Here is a 20,105-nt window from a genome sequence, read left to right on the forward strand (position 1 = left end):
ACCCCCTAGTACTTCTCTTTCACTAGCCCATTTCCGCTCGATGATATTTGTTACTGGTGGCAGTGGCCTAGTAGGTAGCTTTCTGATATCGGCGCTGGTAGCTCGCGGGCTGCCTGTACGCGCCCTGTATCGGGAGCAGATTCCGGATATACCCAATGCTGACCAAGTAGAATGGGTGCCGGGTGATATAAGGGATGGGCTAGGGTTGCGTACGGCCTTAGAAGGCGTTACACACGTATTTCACTGTGCTGGCCTTGTGTCGTATGCGCCGCAGGATGAAGAGGCGCTGTTGCAAATAAACGTAGAAGGTGCCGCGAACCTAGTAGACGCCTGCCTAGAGCGGCCCGGCCTGCGCCTCGGCTTTGTTTCCTCGGTAGCGGCACTAGGGGGCGGAATAACACCAACCGACGAACAACCGACAGCTGGCCCACTGCTGATAGATGAGAATGCCAAATGGGACTTGGGTGCTGAGCACAACGCGTATGCAACCTCTAAGTACCTCGGTGAGCTGGAAGTTTGGCGTGGTATTTCAGAAGGACTGCGCGCTGTTATGGTCAACCCATCTGTTATACTGGGCCCTGCTGACTGGGACCGAAGCAGCACGCGGTTGTTCCGATATGCCTACAACGAACACCGCTTCTACACCCCCGGGAATATCAATGTAGTGGATGTGCGGGATGTGGTGGAAGCACTGCTTCGCCTGACGCTCGATTCTGACAGTAGTGGGGAGCGGTACGTGCTGAATGCAGCAGCAATTCCGCTGCATAGCTTCCTGACGCAGGCCGCTGCTTGCTTTGGTAAGCGGGCACCCAGTGTAGCAGTGCCGGAATGGGCCGCCGAAACGATTTGGCGAGTAGAACATGTGCGCTCCATGCTAACCGGAGCCCGGCCCCTGATTACCAAAGACACTGCCCGGGCGGGAAGGCGCGCCGTGGAGTATCGCTCTGATAAAATTAAAAAAGCCCTGAACCTGGAATTTCGGCCCGTGTCAGAAACTATTGCATGGTGCTGCGCCGGGTTGGGCGCTCACACTACGGTAGCAGAACAGGCCAACTAGTTCGGAAGTAAAGTAGTTGGGTTGGCGAAGTTAGGCTGCCTAGTAACGCCAGATATTCCTGCCTGAACCTGCTTAGCTCCGGTGCGGTTGTTGTATATTAAGGGCGTAGGCTGTTTGTATAGCAAACAGCCTACGCCCACCCACGAAGTCTGCCGTTTTGGCGGCTCCGTGTTGATTGTAGCAGGATGAGAATGAACGAAAACTTCGAGGATCAGGATGAAATACTAGCTACTGTGCGCCGTTTCGAGCACATGGTGGCTAATAATGAGCCGGTGTTTTTTGACCTGGCTGATTTTGAAAACATAATTGACCATTACACTACCAATACGCTGTACGAAAAGGCTCTGCAAGCCTGCGAAGCAGCCATTGCGCAGTATCCGTTCAGCACGGAACTCCTGATTGACCGCTCACAGGTACTGGCTATGAAAGGCGAGTACGCTGCTGCCAGTACGCAAATTGAGGACGTAGCGCACTTAGAGCCGGATAATCCGGATGTGGCCGTTACGCGTGGAATCATTGCTACCCAGAAAGGTGACTTTGCGGAGGCCGTGGCGTTTTTTCATCAGGCTTCAGAACGAGCGCAGGACCGCGACGATATCTATTTCAACCTTGGGCTAGCTTACCAGAGCTGGCAGAAGTATAAGAGCGCCGCCAAGTATTACAAGCAAAGCCTTCGCCTGAACCCCGACAATGATATAGCGGTACAGGAGCTGCTGTATTGCCTGGAGGTAAGCGAGCGACTAGAGAAAAATCTGGAGTTTTTCCGCCGTTTCACAGATGAAGACCCTTATTCGGCAGTGGCGTGGTACAACCTGGGCCAGGCATACTACCGCTCCGGCAACCTAGATGATGCTATCAGCGCTTTCGAGTATGCCATTCTGATTGACGGGAAATTCCATGAGGCGCATGGCTTCTTGGCCAGCGTATATGTCACCCAGGAGCGTTACCGCGCAGCCATTAGTGAGTTTGAGCTGAGCTACCCCGAAGGCGAGCCTAGCCCGGAAGCGTTGTGCAACATTGGCGAGTGCCATGAGAAGCTAGCCGAATGGGATTTGGCGCGCCGGTTCTATCAGCGGGCCATTGACCAGGACCCCGAAATGGACGAAGCCTGGTTTGGCATGGGCATCGTGATGAACGTGCAGGAGAAGTTCTTCGAGGCCATTCACTTCTTCCGCAAGGCCGTGAGCCTCTACGAGGAAAGCATTGAATATTGGCTGGCCTTGGCGGCTGCGGAATACCAGATTGGTAATGTAGTATCGTCCATCGAAGCCTATGAGAAAGCCACTGAGGTGGCACCCGATAGCAAAGACGCTTGGCTGAACTGGAGCATTATCCTGTATGAGCAAGGCAACTTTGATGGGGCCATTGACCTGATGCGCAACGCCGTGGAAATTCAGCCCCTGGAGGCTGAACTGCACTACCGCCTGTGCGCGTATTTGCTGGCGGGTGGCCGCTACCGCGAAGCCTACCAGTGCCTGGAAAATGCGCTGGTGCTGGACTTTGATAAGCACCGTTTGCTGTTTGAATATTTCCCCGAGCTAGAGTCGCAGAAGGCACTGGCGCGCCTGATTGATCAGTATCGGAAGTAGGCTGCACGTTTGAAGGGCTGGGGCCTGGGAACCGTAATGGGGCCCAGGCCCCAGTCCTTTTGTGAACGGTTACAGAATTCGGGCGTACTTTTGGCCCTAGTGTCGAGGCTATTTAGTTGTGGCGCCAGATACTAAATTCCTGTTGACCTTTACGTCCTTTAAGACCCTAGAGAATGAATTACAACCTGAATCAACTCCCCGAACGGACCGAAAAACCCCGCGAGCAAGGCTTTACCATGGTAATGGATAAAGGCCTCAGCGTGCGCGAAACAGAAGACTTTCTGGAAGTGGGAGCGGCCTACACGGACATTGTGAAGCTGGGCTGGGCGACGTCCTACGTGAACCCGAACCTGAAGCGCAAGCTGGCCGTGTATAAGGAGGCAGGTATTCCGGTGTACTTCGGCGGAACGTTGTTTGAGGCGTTTATTATTCGCAACCAGTTCGATGACTATCGTCGGTTGCTGGAAGAGTTCGGGATGGAATACGCCGAGGTGTCAGATGGCTCCATTGACCTGAACCACGACAAGAAACTGGAGTTTATTCGTACCCTTTCCAAGGATGTGAAGGTGCTGTCGGAGGTAGGCTCAAAGGATGCCGAGAAAATCATTCCGCCCTACAAGTGGATTTCGCAGATGAAAACGGAGCTGGAAGCCGGCGCCGTTAAAGTTATCGGTGAGGCTCGCGAGGCAGGTAATGTAGGCTTGTTCCGGAGCACCGGTGAGGTGCGCTCGGGCCTCGTAGAAGAGATTCTGACTCAGATTCCATTCGAGAAAATCATTTGGGAAGCGCCCCAGAAAGCGCAGCAAGTGTGGTTTATCAAGCTGCTGGGCGCCAACGTGAACCTGGGCAACATTGCGCCGAACGAAATCATCAGCCTCGAAACCATTCGGTTGGGCCTGCGCGGCGACACGTTCACGGATTTCCTGGACATGGACGCGGTTGACGAGATGTTCAAGCCGGAGCCCAAAGTATCGGGCAAGCCCGGTACCTCCATGCCCCGCGGCTAGAAGCTACTAGGTGCCCCTAACCATAAGACCGTCATGCTTCGACTACCGTAGCATGACGGTCTTTTTTAGTATTAACACTTACCACTTTGTGATGCTGTTACGGCTAGTGATTGTATGGTTTGCGCTGCTGAGCGCCCTAGGAACTCAGGCGCAGAAAACGCCGCGGGTGGAGCATTTGCCGGGCTTTCAGTCGAAGCTAGTGAAGTCGCGCAACGTAGACATCTGGCTGCCACCCGGCTACCCGAAGCCAGGCTACCGCTACCCCGTGCTGTACATGCACGATGGGCAAAACCTGTTTAACCCTAAAACTGCCTACGGCGGCACGGCCTGGGAAGTAGACAGTGCCCTTGTGCAACTGGCCGGGCGCGGAACTGTGCGGGAATGCATTGTGGTGGGTATCTGGAATACGGAGCTGCGGTTTCAGGAATACACGCCGGCCAAACCCTACTACCTCCTTCCCGAAGCGCAACGTGCCAAGCTGGCAACCGAACGAGCCGGCGCGCCGTTGTCGGACGCCTACCTGCAGTTTCTGGTGACGGAGCTCAAGCCCTACCTCGATCAGCACTACGCCACCAGCCGCAAGCGCACCGATACCTTTGTGGCCGGCTCCAGTATGGGTGGCTTGATTTCGCTGTACGCCGCGCTGAAATATCCCAAGGTGTTTGGTGGCGCGGCGTGCGTTTCCACGCATTGGCCCCTGAGCTTAAAGGAAAACTCGTCGGCTTTCACGGAGGCTATGCTGACTTACCTGGATAAAAACTTGCCGCAAGCGAATCGGCGGGCGCCTAAGCTATACTTCGACTATGGCACTACTACCCTTGATGCGTGGTATGAAGTGCACCAGCTGCGGGTAGATAGCTTGTTGCGAGCTAAAGGCTACTCCGCGCGAAACTGGATGACGCGCAAATACGAAGGCGCCGCCCACAACGAAGCTTCCTGGCAACAGCGGCTGCCCGTGCCCCTGGAGTTTTTGCTGGCCCCACCGTCCCGCAGCAAGCGTAAACTCTAGCCCAGAAGCCAACCTGAACAGCAGCAAAGCAGTAAGAGAAAAGCCCAGCCTTAGCCGGTTGTGCTTTTGTGGACTTCTATTCTTACTGTAATGAACCGAATTATTCCAGGCTCTGCATTGGCCCTTCTAGCGGGAGTTGTGGCCTCCTCGTGCAGCGGCCCTTCCAAGCAAGAAAAGGCCGAAGCGGCCGCCACGACTCCCGCCACTACGGTTGCTACGGAGGCTACCCCTGTGAACCTGCCCAAGCCCTATGCTACCGAATCGAAAACGAAACGCAGCAAAGTAATTGGCTGGCCCGCGGGCAAAATGCCTACGGCTCCGGCCGGCTTTGTGGTGACGAAATATGCTGATGGCTTTGAGAGTCCGCGCAATACATACGTGCTGCCCAACGGAGACGTGCTGGTAGCCGAGTCCAACACCATCCCGAACGACGCCAAGAAGAAAGTGGTGGCTGCGCTGGACCTGGATCCTTCCCGCTCCTTGCGGGCAACCAGTGCCAACCGCATTACCCTGCTGCGCGATGCTAACAAGGACGGCAAGCCGGAAACCCGCGAAACGTTTCTGGCTAACTTAAACCAGCCCTTCGGGATGCTGGTGCTGGATAAGTACTTCTACGTAGCCAACACCGACGGTGTGTGGCGCTACCCCTACCAATCAGGGCAAACCAAGATTACCAGTAAGGGCGAGAAAATCATGACTCTGCCCGCGGGCGGCTACAACAATCACTGGACGCGCAACTTGCTGGCTGGTCCCGATGGCAAGAAGATATATGTGTCGGTGGGCTCGGCATCAAACGTGGCGGAGCACGGCATGAAAGAAGAAGAGCGCCGGGCCAATGTGCTGGAAATCAACCCCGATGGTAGCGGTGAGAAAGTGTATGCCGCCGGCCTGCGCAACCCCGTGGGCCTCGATTGGGCGCCCGGCACGCAAACCTTGTGGGCCGCCGTAAATGAGCGCGACGAGCTTGGCGACGAACTCGTGCCGGATTACCTGACCAGTGTGAAGCCCGGTGCGTTCTATGGCTGGCCTTACTCGTATTTCGGGCAGAACGAAGACCCGCGCCGCAAAGGCGAACGGCCCGACTTGGTACAGAAAGCCGTAGTGCCGGAGGTGCCGCTGGGCCCGCACACTGCTTCGCTAGGTTTAGCGTTTTACAAAGGGCAGGCGTTTCCGGCGCAGTACCGTAGTGGCGCGTTCATTGGTCAGCACGGCTCCTGGAACCGCTCAGAGTTTTCGGGCTACAAGGTGGTGTACGTGCCCTTTGAAGGCGGTAAACCCAGCGGCCCGATGCAGGATTTCCTGACCGGCTTCATTGCCAATCCCGAAGAAAAAGAAGTGTACGGTCGGCCCGTAGGCGTTACGGTGCTTCCGGATGGTGCCCTGCTGATAGCCGATGATGCCGCCGATACACTCTGGCGCATAGCTGTGAAGTAGTTTACGGCCAGTTGATGCCTAGTACTCGGCCTCCTGCTGCATCTGCGGCGGGAGGCCGTTTTGGTAGCTGCCGCTTGTGGCTGTGGTTCTAAAATAGCCTGTACGCTACTACTAGCTGCTTTCGGGTGAGCAACCTGCTGGGAAACGGTTACCTTGCCTGTATGAAGATGCTACGCCAAACTGCCCTAGTGGCTGCCCTGCTGCTTGCCTCGCTTGTCAGCCAAGCCCAGAAAGTAAAAGTCAAGACCAAACCAGGCGACAAAACTACCGTGGCGGCTCCGGTGAATGCACTGCTGTGGGAAGTATCGGGGAAAGGCCTGGCGCAGCCTTCGTACCTGTACGGCACCATTCACCTCATTTGCCCCCAGGATTTGCAGCTGACGGAGCCGCTTAAGCAGGCCTTTGCCCGCACCAAGCAGGTAGTGATGGAGCTGGACATGGACAGCCCCACCATGATGCAGGAAATGCAAGCCGGCATGATGATGACCGACGGCCAGACCTTGGAAAAGCTTCTGCCCGCCGCCGACTACGCCCGCGTAGGCGACTATCTGAAAGCCAAAGCCGGTATTCCGATTGCGCAAATCGGGATGCTGAAGCCCTTTATTGTGAGCTCTCTGCTGTATCCGGCTATGCTGGGCTGTACGCCGGCCAGCTACGAAACCACCTTCGTCAAACTGGCTCAGGAGCAGCACAAGGAAGTAACCGGCCTCGAAACAGTGCAGGAGCAGCTCGGCTTCTTTGATAAGATTCCGTACGCGGTGCAAAGCAAAATGCTCACGGATATGGTGCTGAAAGAAGCCGAAGCCCAGCAGGAGTTTCAGCAGTTGCTAGCCCTCTACAAAGCGCAGAACGTGGAAGAGCTGCGCACCATGAGCAGCAAAAGCTCCTTTGGGTTTCAGGAATATGAGCAGATGCTGCTGGACAGCCGCAACCAGCAGTGGATTGCCCGCATGGAAAAGCAGGCTACCGCACAACCTACTTTTTTCGCCGTGGGCGCTGCTCACCTCGGCGGGCCACAAGGCGTACTAAACCTGCTGCGCCGGCAGGGCTACCAGGTGAAGCCGGTGCAATAGCACCCAGCACACGGGCGCCAACAGGCACCAACGCAACACACATACAAGCTAAAGCCGAAACGGTTGGGGCGCTCGAGTAGGGGTAGTACCTCCTTGGTCAGTACGCCAGCTGTTTCGGCTTTGGGCGGTGAGGGGGCCTAGCGAACGGCACGTGCTAAGGTCGTAGGCCGTATGTTTGTCGTTCATGAACAAGCTGCTGACGTCACTTCGGTATTGGTTGAGCTACGCTATGCCCCTGAAGCGGCAGGTGCCGTCGCGCTACAGTAACTCCCTGATGGTGCGCCTGCACCAGGGCCGCAAAACCCTCGATACGGAACTGGCTAACTACAGCTACGGCCCCCTGCAACAAGTGCTGCGCTACGGGCTTCGGTTCACAGATACTAAGCCCCATACACCGGTGCTCGTGCTGGGTATGGGCGGCGGCTCAGTGATTGAAACGCTGCGGCAGGAGCACCGGCATACTGGCCCTATCACGGCCATTGAGCTGGACCCGGCGGTGGTGGAGCTAGCGGCAGCTGAGTTTGGCATCCGGGAAGATGCGCAGCTGCACATCATCTGCACCGATGCCTTTGCGTGGCTACCTACGGCCCCAACAGCCGCTTACGGCCTGATTGTTATTGACCTGTTTATTGACCTTACGCTCCCGAAGGGGCTAGCAACACCTGAGTTCTGGCAGGAAATACGGCGTGTGCTACAGCCTGAAGGGGCCGTGCTCTTCAACACGTTGGTGCAGGCGCCCCTGTATATCAAGGAGCAGGAAGTCAGTCTGTACTTGCTGGAGCAGGGATTTGGGGTGAAAGAAGTGGAGGTGGAGTACAACCGCCTGCTGGTTGTGCGTGACTAGGGCCGAATTATCATCAAACCTACCTGCCAACCTAGAAGCTACAACGCAGAAACCCCTTTCTTTGTAGGCTCAACCCCCGCTCTATGGAAATTCTGAAGCATCTGCTTGACTTTATTCTGCACCTAGATAAGCACCTAGCTGAAATTATTCAGGATTATGGCGCCTGGACCTACGCCATTCTCTTCCTCATCATCTTCGTCGAGACGGGGGTAGTGGTGCTGCCCTTTCTGCCCGGCGACTCCCTTCTGTTCGCGGCGGGTTCCCTGGCGGCGCTGCCCGGCTCGCCACTCAATGTGTGGGTTATGATGGGCCTGCTGATTGTAGCCGCTGTGCTCGGCGATGCGCTCAACTATCACATTGGTGACTATCTGGGGCCGCGCGTATTCCGCGAAAACTCCCGGTTTCTGAAGCGTGAGCACCTAGAGCGCACCCAGGCGTTTTATCAGAAGCACGGCGCCAAAACCATCATTCTGGCCCGCTTCATTCCTATCATCCGTACGTTTGCGCCCTTTGTGGCGGGGGTAGGCACTATGAAGTACACCAAGTTTCTCTCCTATAATATTGTAGGTGCGGTGCTGTGGGTCGTGCTGCTCACGGGCGCCGGCTATTTCTTTGGTCAGATTCCGATTGTACAGAAAAACTTCTCCCTGGTAGTACTGGCCATTATTGTGCTGTCGGTGTTGCCGGCGGTATGGGAGTTTGTAAAAGCGCGCCAGAAGCCACGTCAGCCCGTAGCGTAACGGGTATTGTAACAAATTAAGAAAAGCCGCCTCCGCCCGTTTGGGTTGGGGCGGTTTTTTTCGTTGCTTTCCAGTGTAATTACTCGTGCGTTATGCCTGAATTCGGACTGCTTGGCCGCTCCCTGCGTCATTCCTTTTCTCAAACCTATTTTACCCAGAAATTTCACAATCTGGAGTTGCCTGATCATCGGTACGAACTGTTTGAGCTGACGACGCTTGACGAGCTACCGGCCCTGTTGGCCAGCCATCCGGAGCTACGTGGCCTCAACGTAACCATTCCGTACAAAGAGCAGATCTGGCCTTTTCTGGATGAAGTGGCTTCATCGGCGGCCAGGGTGGGTGCAGTGAATGTAGTGGAGTTTAAGGCCGATGGTCGCCTAGTAGGCCACAACACCGATTATTTGGGCTTCCGCGAATCGGTGCGCACGTTTCTGCCAGCAGGGGAGCTATCCACGGTTCGGGCATTGATACTAGGTAGTGGTGGTGCCTCCAAAGCCGTGGAGGTTGCCCTGCGCGAGCTAGGCGTGGGGTACTGGGTAGTGTCCAGGAATCCGCTTGGCTCAGGGCTCACGTACGAGGAGCTGACGCCACGCCTGTTGCAGGAACACCAGCTTATCATCAATACTACGCCCCTGGGTACCGTCCCGAATGTAGAAGAGTGCCCGCCCATCGATTACACGGCACTTACTGCCCAACATTACCTCTACGACCTCATCTATAACCCCAGCGAAACCGAATTTATGAAGCGCGGCGCGGCGGCCGGGGGCCAAACCAAAAATGGGTTTGAAATGCTCTGCCTTCAGGCTGAAGCCGCTTGGAAGATCTGGCAGGGGTAGAAGCACACAAGTCAAGCAAAGCACAAAGGCCCGGCTGAAGTGTTTCAGTCGGGCCTTTGTGCTTTGTGAGTTCCTAAGTTTGCTAGCCTCCAGTGGTGCTGCTACCCTGTTTGGAGTCGTCGTTGCGGATGGTGCGGCGCTGGCGCTGTCCGCTGCCATCTACCTTCCCGAAGCGGTAGTTGAAGGCTAGGCGCACGGAGCGCTGGTACTGATAGAAGCTGCTGGCACTGCTGAATTGCTCCGTAACGGTAGTGCTGCGGAACTCGCGGCCGGGCGAGAGAAAGTTGTTGGCCCCCAGCGTCAGGTCGGCTTTCTCTTTAAGTAGCATGCGCTTCATACTCAGGCCATAGTATATCCCGCCCGAGTAGCGCGTCTGGAGCTGTACGCCGCCCGTCCAGAAGCCACCGTAGCCTTGCAGCGTGTAGTTTTTAGCAAACTTCAACGACGAGTTCAAGTTCGTGAACATGGAAATGCGGCTGCTGGTACGGTTCAGGGCCACACTGTTCAGGCGCGTGTAGTCGGCGCTGATGTTGCTGCTGATGTTCCAGTCTTTGGTAGGCTTCAGCGAGCCGTAGAGGTTCAGGCCATAAGTTGAGTTAGTAGCCAGGTTGCCGAAGGTGGTTTCGGAGCGGGCCAGTTCCTCATTGTAGCGGTAAAACTGCTCAATAGAGTTGCCCGTGTGGCGAATGTACGTGGACACATTCAGAGAGCTTTTGTCGCCGTAGGTACCATAGCTTAGCTCATATGAGTCTGTTAGCTCGGGGCGCAGCTCCGGGTTGCCGTACTGAATGCTGTTGGGCGTAATCTGGTTGACGTAGGGGTTCAGGTAGTACACGTGCGGGCGCTGAATGCGGCGCGAGTAGCTGAAGCGCAGGGTTTGGCCGTCCTTCTTGAGCGTGCGGGTCGCGCTCAGGTTCGGCAGCACATTCAAGTAGTCGTTTTCAAAGCGGCTTTCCTCGCCCTGAAACTCGCCGGCAATGGCGGTTCGCTCCAGGCGCGTGCCTAGGCTAAACGAGTACTTCTTGCCTAGTGCAAAGTTGTAGGTGCCGTACGCGGCCAGCACGTTCTGACTGTAATCAAAGGCATTCGAGCGGCGTAGGCTGCGCGTGAAGTCGGCTTGCCTGGCCACTAGCATGGTATCCAGGGTATAGTTGCTGAGTACTTGGCGGCGGATGAGCTTGGCGCCCGTTTCCAGGGTGTTCTTTTCGCTGAGCGGGTGCGTGTAGTCGGTTTGAAGCGTGGTTTCCAGGTTGCGGGCCAGGTTGGCGCTTTGCTCGCGGTATTCCAGCGGGCCACCCAAAATATCGGCCGCGCCATATTGGTCGAGGCGGTAGTTCTGGTTATTACGGCTAACCGTATGCTGGGCTAGTACCGCCCATTCGCGGCGCGGCTGGGCTTCGCCAAACGTGCGGGTGTAGCCGGCGTTCAGGTCGTAGTTGCGGCTTTCACCACCCCGGTTAATGTCGCGCGCATACAGCGTATCCAGCTGCGGCTGCCCAAGGTACTGGTTAAACAAGCTTTGCGGTGAGCGGCTGCTATACAGGTTGCCGTTGCCGCTCAGCGTGAAGCCGTGCAACGGCGACGGGTCGTAGGTAAGCTCCATCTGGCCGTAGCCGCCCTCGCCAATGTTCTTGGACTCGGTGCGCTCCGTGAGCTGTCCGCTGGCGCCGCCCGCCAGAAAATCGGTGCGGGTGTTGTTGCTCTTGTACGGGTACACATTGTGGAATGCACTGAGCTTGGTGTTCACGCCAAACTTGCCGCGCCGCGCGTTCAGGCTGCCGTTCAGGCCCTGGTTCCGGTTGCCGGTGTTAGCGCCCAAGCTGCCGTTCACGCCCTGTAGGCTGCTTTTTTTCAGTACAATATTGATAACGCCACCGGAGCCCTCACCATCGTACTTCGCCGAAGGTGCCGTAACTACCTCAATGGCCTTGATCTGGTCGGCCGGAATCTGTTTGAGGGCCTCCGCCAGGTTGCCGGAAAGCAAGGCCGAGGGCTTGTTGTTAATGAGGATACGCACGTTGCTGGTCCCGCGCAGCTGCACATTGCCGTCGCCGTCGAGGTTAACCATGGGCGTTTTGCGCAGGATATCGGCGGCCGTACCGCCGGCGTTGGTCGCATCTTGGTCGGCATTGTATACCAAGCGGTCAGGCTTGGTTTCAATCACAGGCCGCTCGCCAGTTACCGTCACGCCCGCCAGGTTCTGGGCTGAGGCAGCCAGAGAAATCGTGCCCACATCCAGCGCCTGCTCCGTGAGCGTGACGGTCTGCACCTGGCTGGCGTAGCCTACAAAACTTACCTGCAACCGATAGGAGCCACTAGGCAGGTTCTTGAGTTCAAACCGACCTTGCTCATCACAGGTGCCACCCGTAATGGGGGTAGTGCCGGCGGCCGGTAGCAGCGCCACAGTAGCAAACTCTATGGGTTTTTGGGTGGCCGCATCCAGCACCCTTCCGGTAAGGCGGCCAGTGCCCTTTGCGGGGCTAGCAGGGCTAGTAGCAGTAGTGGGGGTTTGCGCCCGAACACCAGGCACGGCTAACACGGCCAGCAATAGCAGGGTAGCGTATTGTTTCATGTATAGAGAAAAAGAAAACGATAAAGCACTGGTAGCACGCAGGCCGAAGAACACCGCATAGAGTCCCGCCCGCAGTAATCGGTGGCAGAACGCATCAAAGCTACTTTGTATTTTCTCTACTGTCGTGATAATTCAACCGAATGCCGTAAAAATGAAAAGAGCCACAACGCACGGGTTATGGCTCTTTTGCGAAAGGGGGTTTTGGCTTGCGGTGGGCTAGTAAGTAGGGGCTATGGCTGGCCTTGGCCCTGACCGCCTTCACCCTGCTTGGCGTCGTCGTTGCGGATGCTGCGCTTGGGGCGCTGGGGCTGGGCCGTTACTTTACCGAAGCGGTAGTTGAAGGCCAAGCGCACGCCGCGCAGGTAGATGTAGTTGTTGCTGATCTGGCGGAACTGGTCGGTGTTCAGTTCGCTGCTCAGGTTGCGGGTGGCGCTCAGGAAGTTGTCGGCGTTCAAGGTCAGGTCGGCCTTATCCTTGAGCAGGTTTTTGCGCAGGCCTACCGAGTAGAACGTCCAGGCGGCTTGCTTGCCCTGCAGCTGCACGCGCGGCGAGTTAAGGCCGCCATAAAACTGCAGGCTCACACCCTTCTCAAATTTGTAGCCCGAGTTCAGGTTCATGCTGTACATCACGCCGTCGTTGCTCAGGCCCAGGGCCGGGCTTTTCAGCGACACGTAGTACACGTTCAGGTTGCCGCTTACATCCCACTTCGGCACTGGCTTTACTGAGCCAAACAGGCTTACGCCGTAAGTAGCGTTGCGCCCGATGTTCTGGAACGTCTGGGTATTTACACCCGTCGTCTCGTTTACTTCCCGCACCGCCTCAATGGCGTTGCCCGTGCGCCGCACATACCCCGACATGTTCAGGACCGAGCCTTTGATGAAGGTAGTGTAGTTCAGCTCGTAGCTGTCCGTCAGTTCAGGCTCTAGCTCCGGATTGCCCTGGCTCACGTTCAGGGAGTCGGAGGTGTTGCGGAAGGGGTTGAGGTAGAAGATCTGGGGGCGCTGAATGCGCTTTGAATACGCCAAGCGCAGCGTTTGGCCCGGTTTCTTGGGGTTCTGCGGCTGGAAGCTCATGCTCAGGTTAGGCAGAAAGTTGAGGTAGTCCTGCTGTACGCCCGATTTTTCATCTTCCTGCTGCTGGAAGTTTCCATTAATGCGGGTGTTTTCTATCCGTGCACCCAGCTTAAAGCTCACTTTCTTCGAGGCCGAAAACCCGTACGTGCTGTAGGCAGATACTACATCCTGGTTGTAGTCGAAGAGGTTGGAGCGGTTGGGGTTGTATACGGGGGGTAGCCCGTCAAACACGTCATAGTCGCTGCTCACGCGGCGCAGAATGGCTTTAGCGCCAGTTTCCAGCAGGGCCGTTTCCGAGAAGGGGTGGGCGTAGTCGGTTTGCAGCGTGGTTTCCAGGTTGCGGGCCAAGTTGTCGCTCTGCTCCTGGTAGGTAATGTCCTGGTCTTGCTCTGAGCGACCCAGGAACTGATCCAGCTCGTATTCCTGCACGTTGCGGTTGCGGGTGTGCTGGGCCAGCACGCTCCACTCGCGGCGCTTCTGCTCAAAGGTGCGGGTGTAGGAGCCGCTCAGGTCATAGCTCTGGGTCCGGAACTTGCGGTCGGTGTCGCGGGAGAACTGGTTGGCCTGCGGAAACAGCACATTGTTGAATTGCTGGTAGTCGCCTTTGTTGCGAAACAGGTTGCCCTGCACACTCAGCGTAAGGTTGTGGTACTGGGCTGGGTCATAATCAAGACCTAGGCGCCCGAAGCCGCCGCCGCCCAGCGTGTTGCCATCACCATCCTGCTCCAATTGCTTTACCTCGGTGCCACTAGGGTCCTTGAGGTAGCGAACCAGGTCGTTGCGGTTGGGACTGTAGAAGGCGAACCCGCTCACGGAGCTGGTCAGGCCTACTTTGCCTTTGCGGTAGTTCACGGAGGCGTTGCCGTTGGAGCTCCGTGTGCCCGCCGCTAGGCCCACCGAGCCGTTCAACCCTTCCAGGTTGTTCTTCTTCAGAATAATGTTGATGATGCCGCCCGTTCCTTCCGCATCGTACTTCGCAGAAGGGGTAGTAATTACCTCCACGCTCTTGATCTGGTCGGCCGGAATCTGCTTCATGGCATCGGCTACCGAGGAAGCCACAATGCCTGAGGGCTTGTTGTTGATGAGCACGCGCACGTTGCTGGTACCGCGCAGCTCCACATTGCCATCGGGGTCCACGTTTACGAGGGGCACTTTGCGCAGTACATCAGCAGCGGTACCGCCCGAGTTGGTCAGGTCCTTATCGGCGTTATACACAATGCGGTCGGGCTTGGTTTCCACCACATCCCGCTCGCCGGTTACCGTTACCTCACCTAGTTTCTGCGCGGTAGAGGCCAGCTGTACTGTAGGCACGGTAGTCAGGCCCGTTCCGATGGTGACGTTGCTGGTTTGGGTAGCGTAGCCAATAAAGCTGATTTGCACGCGGTACTCGCCGGCAGCTAGGCCTTTCAGCACGAAGCGGCCCCGCTCATCGCACACGCCACCATCTAGGGGTGTGTTGCCGCTTAGGGGCAACAGCGCTACGGTAGCGAACTCCACGGGCTTTTTGGTGGTGGCATCCAGTACGGTGCCTTCCAGCCGCCCGGCGCCTTTGGGTGCTTCGGGCAGCACGGGCCGGGCCGGAGCCGCACCAGCTCCGGCTGGCATTCCCGCTGGCCGCTGACCAGCCGCCGGTGCAGTGGCGGGCGGAGCCGTTTGGCCAAAAACCGGAGCCGAAAGCAGGCCCGTTAGCAGCAGAGGAAGGGTAACGTGTTTCATGAGAATAAAAATGGGTATCGATACAAAATGACGCCAGCCAGCCCAAAAAGAGGAATGAAAGTGGCTGAAGCGACAGAAACGAATGCTGAACTGTAGGGGAAAGGCTAGCTGGTTGCGCCTTGTTGGGTTAATGACCACAAAGCTCCGGCCGCGTTGTCAAGCTGAACTATATATTCAACCAACCCGATGATTTGAGCCGCCAACGCCTCCGGGCTCGCGCAGTTTCGGGGGAGGCTAGTTGGTGGCGTTGCGGCGGTAGAGGAGCACATAGCCCAGGAGCAGGACCCCGCCAAACCACGCCAGGCTGTACCATTCGTGCTTGGCTAGCTCATGCGCAACCTCCAGGCCGCCCAGCTTGGCCGCCTTCATGGCCATGGTAGTGGCCAGGGGCGAGGAGTATGGGATTTTATCCACGTGCTCCCAAGAAAGCAGGGCAATAGTAGCCACCACGGCGCCCATGCCTACCCCCACCGGCACCACAAACGAGCGCCAGTATAAGCTCACGATATACTGCACCGCCAGTAGGCCCAGCGTAGCCACAAAGGTCCGGACCAACATCCAGGAAACGGCCTCCAGAGGAAGCGAGTACGACTGGAAACCCAGCTTAGGCCGGAGCAAAATCAGCAAGCCGCCCGCGCCAAATAGTAAGGCCACAAACAGCACCAACGACACCGCATTCAGGGCCAGAATCAGGAGAAGCTTCGAGCCGAACACCGCCCTGCGGCCCACGGGCTGCGCGTACAGGTGTTTCCAGGCAGTAGCTTTCGTTTCAATGTTCACCACCAGGCTCGTGAGCAGCACCACAAATAAGGGCAGCAGTAGCGTACCCGCCGTTTGCCACGCCATCGAAATAAACTGCGGCCAGGGGTCGCCGCCCGCTTTCAGAATAACGTGGCCTTTGAAGAAGAAAATCAAAAACGTAATCAGGACCGGGAAGGCGCCGCTTAGCAGCGCTAGCCGTAGGGCAGCTGTTCGGCGCAGTTTTAGAGTATCGGCGCTGAGGCTACGGCTGAGCTGGGTGAAGGGGCTAGGTGCTGCGGGCAGCGTAGTAAAATCAGGCAGTGTAGTAGTCAGGGTAGGGTTCATAGCAACGGAAGGGCTAGGGATACAGCGGGAGAGAAAAGGATAGGGGGTTACTTCGCCAGTTCGGCTTTGGCCTCGGTGAGGTGCAGGAAAGTGTCTTCCAGGCTAGGTTGCTCTTGGCGCAGGCCATAGAGCGGCTGGCCAGCCGCTACAAGGGCCGCTGCCAACTCGGCCGTTTGCTCCCGCGAAAGCCAGTGCAGCCACAGTGTATGGGCGCTTACTACTGTGGCGTTGCCTAGTAACCGGGGCAGCAGGTTGCGGCAGGTTTCAGCGTTTTCGGTTTCCAGCACCAAGCGGCCCTTGCCGGTTTGCAGCTGCTGCAACTCCGTTAGGCTGCCCTGGAATACCAGCCGGCCCTCCTGAATGACGCCCACGTGGGTAGCTACTTTCTCGATTTCGTTGATGAGGTGGCTGCTGACCACAATGGTTTTGCCGTGCTCCTGCCGCAGGTGGCGCAGCAGCTCCCGCATTTCAATGATGCCATTGGGGTCGAGGCCGTTGGTGGGCTCATCCAGAATCAGCAAATCGGGGTCAGAGAGCAAGGCAATAGCCAGGCCCAGGCGCTGGCGCATACCTAGGGAGTATTCACGGGCCGGGCGGTGGGCATTATCAGTAAGCCCTACTAGGCGCAACACCTCGGCGGTGCGAGAAGCGGCTACTCCGCGCAGGCGGCGGGTGGCTTCCACGTTTTCGCGGCCCGTGAGGTGGTCATAGAGGGAGGGGTTTTCGATTAGCGCGCCTACCCGGTCAAGCAAGGCCACGCGGTGCCGGGCCAAATCATGCCCAAACAAATGCACCGAGCCACTTGCCGGCCTTAGCAGCCCTAGTAACAAGCGCATGGTAGTGCTTTTGCCGGCCCCGTTGGGCCCCAGAAAGCCGTAGATGCTGCCGGCCTCAACCCGCAGGTTTACATCGTGCAGGATAGGCCGGGAGCCAAAGCGGAAATCGAGGCTGCGGGTTTCAAGTAGCGGAGTAGTGTCAGGAAGCATAGTGTAGTGAATCAGTGTGGACGGCAGCAAACATAGCTGGCCTGGTATATCGGCCGGGCGCTATTCAACCAACCTCTACTGCGAACCCTGTAACAGCTTCTTTTCCTGGCTGAACCATGGTTTGGGAGCCGCTAAGGGCTTCATAGCGAGTTAGCCGCCTGCCAGCAGGCGTTGGTGGGGCAGGGGAGCGGGTTGATTGAAAAGAAAGGCCTAGCAGCAGCCGCAGGTTGTAGTTTTAAGCATGGAAGTATCGTCTGTTTCCGCTGCTGCTCCTCTGTCGAAAGAAGCAGCCGTGCCGCGCTCGGCTAGCTGGCGGGCGCGGCTGCGGCCCTTGTTGCGCCCTGCTAATTGGCCGGCCGCGCCAGAAGTCAGCCCCATCCCGCGCTGGGTTCATGCGCTACTGTGGCTGTGGCTGTTGGGGCTTGATGCGCTGAAGCTCAGTACCAACCTTGCCACGCTGGGGCACATGCCGGCCACCTCGGCGGAGTGGCAACCACTGCTTCCGCTGCTGGGCCGCTTGGCGCTGGAAGATATGTGCGGAGCACTGCTCTTTTACCTGACCTGGAGCTGGCTGATACCGCGCACGCTGGGCCGGGCCCGGGTGGCATACTACGTACTATTGGCAGCTATACTGGTGCTTCCGTATGCCGCCCTTATTGGCTGGATTACCACCCAAACGTTCCGCAAAACTCCGCAGATGGTTGCGGCTGCCAATGAGGCGAAGAAGAAAGCCATTGCCGCCGGCGCCGATCCCAAAAAAGCAAACAAGGAAATGCCGGAGCTTTGGATGCGCATTGTTAGCTCTGGTATTGTGGGCGTATTTATTGTAGGGAGCAGCTCGGCCCTGCGCGTTACCGGCGACTATATCCGGGGGCAGCGCAACCGCCGCGAAATGGAGCGCCAACAGCTACTCACGGAGCTGGCCATGCTCAAAACCCAAATCAACCCGCACTTCCTGTTCAACACGCTCAATAACATCTACTCTCTCACCAGCCGGAAGTCAGATAAAGCGCCAGAAGCCGTGCTGCGCCTAGCCGAAATCATGCGCTATCTGCTCTACGAAAGCAGCACCGATACCGTCCCGCTCAGTCGGGAGCTGGCCCACCTGCGCAGCTTCCTCGACCTGCAGCGCCTGCGCCTCTCTGCCTCTGCGCAGGATGCCATCCAATTTGATGTTTCGGGCACTTCCCCCGATTGCGCCCACCCCATTGCGCCGTTGTTATTGCTGCCGCTAGTAGAAAACGCCTTCAAGCACGGCGACCTCACGGCCCGACCGGTAGCGGTACACATCTCACTGGTGCTCTCGGAAGATGGGGAGTTGCGCTTTTCAGTGCTCAACCACGTGGCCCCTGCTGATGCCGAGCGCGAGTTGCCCCGCCAGCCGGGCGGTGTAGGACTCGTAAACCTCTCGCGGCGCCTGGAGCTGCTGTATCCGGGGCGCTACACGCTGCAGGTGCAAACTCCCCCCGGTCAGCACCTCGTGACGCTGGTTCTGGCACAGGAAGTTGTGGCCTGAGCTAAATATCGGCACCTTAGCCTATTCAAAAAGTAGCTATTCGTATGACCTGCGCTATTCTCGACGACGAACCCCTGGCCCTAGATTTACTAGCCGATTACTGCGCCCAAGTGCCTGGCCTAGAGTTGGTAGGCCAGTTTGATGACGCCCTCGTGGGCCTTGCTTTTTTACAGGATAACCCCGTGGACGTGGTCTTTCTTGATATTCATATGCCGCGGCTCACGGGGGTTCAACTCGCTCAATTGTTGCCTCAGCCCGGCCCGCGCGTCATCTTCACTACTGCCTACGACCAGTACGCCGTGCGTAGCTACGAGCTCAACGCCTCCGATTATTTGCTCAAGCCTATTGCCTTCGAGCGGTTTGTGCAGGCCGTTCAGAAAGTGCGTCAGCAGCTAAGCGCCTCGGTTGCTGCTACCCCCGCCGCCGCGCCACACCCCGCTGCCACCCTCGAAACGCACCCCACCGCGCCGGATGCCATGTTTGTGAAAAACGAGCATCGGCTGCAGCGCGTCGCGTTTGATGATATTCTCTACATCGAGGGCATGAAGGAGTACCTGATGATTTATACCACCACCGGCAAGGTGCTCACGTTGCAGTCGTTCCGGAGAGTAGAGGAAGTGCTGCCGCCCGACCGGTTTGCCCGCATTCATAAGTCGTACCTGGTGGCCCTGAGCCGGATTGAGCACGTGGAGCGCGGCAAAGTGCAGGTGGCCGGCCGCCTGCTGCCCATCGGCGACACTTACCGCGACTCATTTAATAGCCTGATTAAAGCTTACAACCTGCTCTAGGCACTGCTGGCTTATAAACCGTAACGGCCGCTCTCCCAGGGTTAACCCCAAGGAAAGCGGCCGTTACGGTTTATCTTCTGGTGCTACCTAGCGCGCCAGTTTGCTGGCAATTTCAGCGGTGTACTTGCCTTGGTGGCGGGCTCCTTCCAGCTCATTGGCGCTCGGCTGTCGCTCGCCCTGGCCGCCGGCCACGGTGCTGGCACCGTAGGGCGTGCCGCCGGTTACTTCCTCGTGGCCCATTTGGCCCTGCCACGCGTATGGCAGGCCCACAATCACGCAGCCGTGGTGCAGCAAGGCCGTGTGCAACGCCCGGATGGTTGTTTCCTGTCCGCCATGTTGCGTAGCCGTGCTCACGAAAGCACCCGCCGCCTTGCCGATCAACTTGCCCTGTGCCCACAATGCTCCCGTCGAGTCGAGGTAGGCCTGAATCTGGCCGCAGGCGTTGCCGTAGCGCGTTGGCGTTCCGATGATGATGGCGTCGTAGTCGGCCAGCTCCTCGGGGGTAGCCACCTGCACGTGCTCAAACGCTTTCTGGGCCTGAGTTGCGCCAATTTTATCGAGCAGGGCAGCAGGCAGCGTTTCCGGTACACGCTTTACCACCACTTCATTGCCAGCAACTTCGCGGGCGCCTTCAGCAATAGCCTCGGCCAATTTCCAGACGTGGCCATACGTGGAGTAAAACAGGACAATCGTTTTCATAAGCAGGAATTGAGTATGGTGAAAATGGGAAGCAAAGCGGGTAAACAGGCCTTAGGCCTCGGTTCAACCTCAACAGTGTA

The 20,105-nt window shown here is 57.5% G+C and carries 16 protein-coding genes; 11 read left to right on the forward strand and 5 right to left on the reverse strand.

From position 1 onward, the window contains the following. Nucleotides 1-40: 40 nt before the first annotated feature. From ACYVGU_RS16675 to ACYVGU_RS16715, 9 genes are all read left to right on the forward strand, one after another. Nucleotides 41-1,057 (forward strand): Rossmann-fold NAD(P)-binding domain-containing protein, encoded by a 1,017-nt coding sequence (locus tag ACYVGU_RS16675; RefSeq protein WP_460622993.1) that lies wholly within the window; start codon nucleotides 41-43, stop codon nucleotides 1,055-1,057. Nucleotides 1,058-1,248: 191 nt separating this feature from the next. Further along, complete coding sequence (locus ACYVGU_RS16680; protein ID WP_460622994.1) at nucleotides 1,249-2,646, forward strand: tetratricopeptide repeat protein; 1,398 nt, start codon at nucleotides 1,249-1,251, stop codon at nucleotides 2,644-2,646. Between the two features lie 173 nt (nucleotides 2,647-2,819). Further along, nucleotides 2,820-3,653: a phosphosulfolactate synthase gene (locus tag ACYVGU_RS16685; RefSeq protein WP_460622995.1), complete on the forward strand. Its 834-nt coding sequence runs from the start codon at nucleotides 2,820-2,822 to the stop codon at nucleotides 3,651-3,653. A gap of 52 nt (nucleotides 3,654-3,705) precedes the next feature. Next, the gene (locus ACYVGU_RS16690) at nucleotides 3,706-4,662 is read left to right on the forward strand and encodes an alpha/beta hydrolase (RefSeq protein ID WP_460622996.1); all 957 of its coding nucleotides are present in this window, start codon (nucleotides 3,706-3,708) and stop codon (nucleotides 4,660-4,662) included. Nucleotides 4,663-4,752: 90 nt separating this feature from the next. Then, nucleotides 4,753-6,096: a PQQ-dependent sugar dehydrogenase gene (locus ACYVGU_RS16695; protein ID WP_460622997.1), complete on the forward strand. Its 1,344-nt coding sequence runs from the start codon at nucleotides 4,753-4,755 to the stop codon at nucleotides 6,094-6,096. A gap of 161 nt (nucleotides 6,097-6,257) precedes the next feature. Further along, on the forward strand, nucleotides 6,258-7,169 hold the full coding sequence (locus ACYVGU_RS16700; protein ID WP_460622998.1) for a TraB/GumN family protein: 912 nt from the start codon (nucleotides 6,258-6,260) through the stop codon (nucleotides 7,167-7,169). Nucleotides 7,170-7,353: 184 nt separating this feature from the next. After that, on the forward strand, nucleotides 7,354-8,013 hold the full coding sequence (locus ACYVGU_RS16705) for a spermidine synthase (RefSeq protein ID WP_460613773.1): 660 nt from the start codon (nucleotides 7,354-7,356) through the stop codon (nucleotides 8,011-8,013). 83 nt (nucleotides 8,014-8,096) lie between these two features. Next, nucleotides 8,097-8,753, forward strand: a complete 657-nt coding sequence (locus ACYVGU_RS16710) for an SNARE-associated domain-containing protein (RefSeq protein WP_460622999.1) — start codon at nucleotides 8,097-8,099, stop codon at nucleotides 8,751-8,753. 92 nt (nucleotides 8,754-8,845) lie between these two features. Next, on the forward strand, nucleotides 8,846-9,589 hold the full coding sequence (locus ACYVGU_RS16715) for a shikimate dehydrogenase family protein (RefSeq protein WP_460623000.1): 744 nt from the start codon (nucleotides 8,846-8,848) through the stop codon (nucleotides 9,587-9,589). Between the two features lie 82 nt (nucleotides 9,590-9,671). Here ACYVGU_RS16715 and ACYVGU_RS16720 read toward each other — a convergent pair whose 3' ends face one another. The 4 genes from ACYVGU_RS16720 to ACYVGU_RS16735 all read right to left on the reverse strand — a co-directional run bounded on the left by ACYVGU_RS16720 (nucleotide 9,672) and on the right by ACYVGU_RS16735 (nucleotide 17,022). Beyond that, a complete protein-coding gene (locus tag ACYVGU_RS16720; protein ID WP_460623001.1) occupies nucleotides 9,672-12,161 on the reverse strand; it encodes a TonB-dependent receptor in 2,490 nt (829 codons plus the stop codon). Between the two features lie 230 nt (nucleotides 12,162-12,391). Next, nucleotides 12,392-14,950 (reverse strand): TonB-dependent receptor, encoded by a 2,559-nt coding sequence (locus ACYVGU_RS16725; RefSeq protein ID WP_460623002.1) that lies wholly within the window; start codon nucleotides 14,948-14,950, stop codon nucleotides 12,392-12,394. A gap of 234 nt (nucleotides 14,951-15,184) precedes the next feature. Next, on the reverse strand, nucleotides 15,185-16,036 hold the full coding sequence (locus tag ACYVGU_RS16730) for an ABC transporter permease (RefSeq protein ID WP_460623003.1): 852 nt from the start codon (nucleotides 16,034-16,036) through the stop codon (nucleotides 15,185-15,187). A gap of 47 nt (nucleotides 16,037-16,083) precedes the next feature. Further along, the gene (locus ACYVGU_RS16735) at nucleotides 16,084-17,022 is read right to left on the reverse strand and encodes an ABC transporter ATP-binding protein (protein ID WP_460623004.1); all 939 of its coding nucleotides are present in this window, start codon (nucleotides 17,020-17,022) and stop codon (nucleotides 16,084-16,086) included. 241 nt (nucleotides 17,023-17,263) lie between these two features. On the opposite strand from ACYVGU_RS16735, the gene ACYVGU_RS16740 reads away from it, so the two are divergent. Continuing rightward, nucleotides 17,264-18,538: a sensor histidine kinase gene (locus ACYVGU_RS16740; RefSeq protein ID WP_460623005.1), complete on the forward strand. Its 1,275-nt coding sequence runs from the start codon at nucleotides 17,264-17,266 to the stop codon at nucleotides 18,536-18,538. A 44-nt stretch (nucleotides 18,539-18,582) separates the two neighbouring features. Beyond that, nucleotides 18,583-19,326, forward strand: coding sequence for a LytR/AlgR family response regulator transcription factor (locus ACYVGU_RS16745; protein WP_460623006.1), 744 nt, complete (start codon nucleotides 18,583-18,585; stop codon nucleotides 19,324-19,326). A gap of 87 nt (nucleotides 19,327-19,413) precedes the next feature. Here the strand turns inward: ACYVGU_RS16745 and wrbA are convergent, their stop codons facing one another. Further along, nucleotides 19,414-20,025: an NAD(P)H:quinone oxidoreductase gene (gene wrbA, locus ACYVGU_RS16750; protein ID WP_460623007.1), complete on the reverse strand. Its 612-nt coding sequence runs from the start codon at nucleotides 20,023-20,025 to the stop codon at nucleotides 19,414-19,416. Nucleotides 20,026-20,105: the final 80 nt, after the last annotated feature.

It is taken from the genome of Hymenobacter tenuis (assembly GCF_054780495.1).

Excerpts from the sequence above, each read along its gene's own strand:
- wrbA (WP_460623007.1), bottom strand. The coding sequence starts at position 20,025 with ATGAAAACGATTGTCCTGTTTTACTCCACGTATGGCCACGTCTGGAAA.
- ACYVGU_RS16675 (WP_460622993.1), top strand. The coding sequence starts at position 41 with ATGATATTTGTTACTGGTGGCAGTGGCCTAGTAGGTAGCTTTCTGATA.
- ACYVGU_RS16715 (WP_460623000.1), top strand. The coding sequence starts at position 8,846 with ATGCCTGAATTCGGACTGCTTGGCCGCTCCCTGCGTCATTCCTTTTCT.
- ACYVGU_RS16735 (WP_460623004.1), bottom strand. The coding sequence starts at position 17,022 with ATGCTTCCTGACACTACTCCGCTACTTGAAACCCGCAGCCTCGATTTC.
- ACYVGU_RS16685 (WP_460622995.1), top strand. The coding sequence starts at position 2,820 with ATGAATTACAACCTGAATCAACTCCCCGAACGGACCGAAAAACCCCGC.
- ACYVGU_RS16700 (WP_460622998.1), top strand. The coding sequence starts at position 6,258 with ATGAAGATGCTACGCCAAACTGCCCTAGTGGCTGCCCTGCTGCTTGCC.
- ACYVGU_RS16745 (WP_460623006.1), top strand. The coding sequence starts at position 18,583 with ATGACCTGCGCTATTCTCGACGACGAACCCCTGGCCCTAGATTTACTA.
- ACYVGU_RS16680 (WP_460622994.1), top strand. The coding sequence starts at position 1,249 with ATGAACGAAAACTTCGAGGATCAGGATGAAATACTAGCTACTGTGCGC.
- ACYVGU_RS16720 (WP_460623001.1), bottom strand. The coding sequence starts at position 12,161 with ATGAAACAATACGCTACCCTGCTATTGCTGGCCGTGTTAGCCGTGCCT.
- ACYVGU_RS16705 (WP_460613773.1), top strand. The coding sequence starts at position 7,354 with ATGAACAAGCTGCTGACGTCACTTCGGTATTGGTTGAGCTACGCTATG.
- ACYVGU_RS16725 (WP_460623002.1), bottom strand. The coding sequence starts at position 14,950 with ATGAAACACGTTACCCTTCCTCTGCTGCTAACGGGCCTGCTTTCGGCT.
- ACYVGU_RS16710 (WP_460622999.1), top strand. The coding sequence starts at position 8,097 with ATGGAAATTCTGAAGCATCTGCTTGACTTTATTCTGCACCTAGATAAG.
- ACYVGU_RS16695 (WP_460622997.1), top strand. The coding sequence starts at position 4,753 with ATGAACCGAATTATTCCAGGCTCTGCATTGGCCCTTCTAGCGGGAGTT.
- ACYVGU_RS16740 (WP_460623005.1), top strand. The coding sequence starts at position 17,264 with ATGGAAGTATCGTCTGTTTCCGCTGCTGCTCCTCTGTCGAAAGAAGCA.
- ACYVGU_RS16690 (WP_460622996.1), top strand. The coding sequence starts at position 3,706 with ATGACGGTCTTTTTTAGTATTAACACTTACCACTTTGTGATGCTGTTA.
- ACYVGU_RS16730 (WP_460623003.1), bottom strand. The coding sequence starts at position 16,036 with ATGAACCCTACCCTGACTACTACACTGCCTGATTTTACTACGCTGCCC.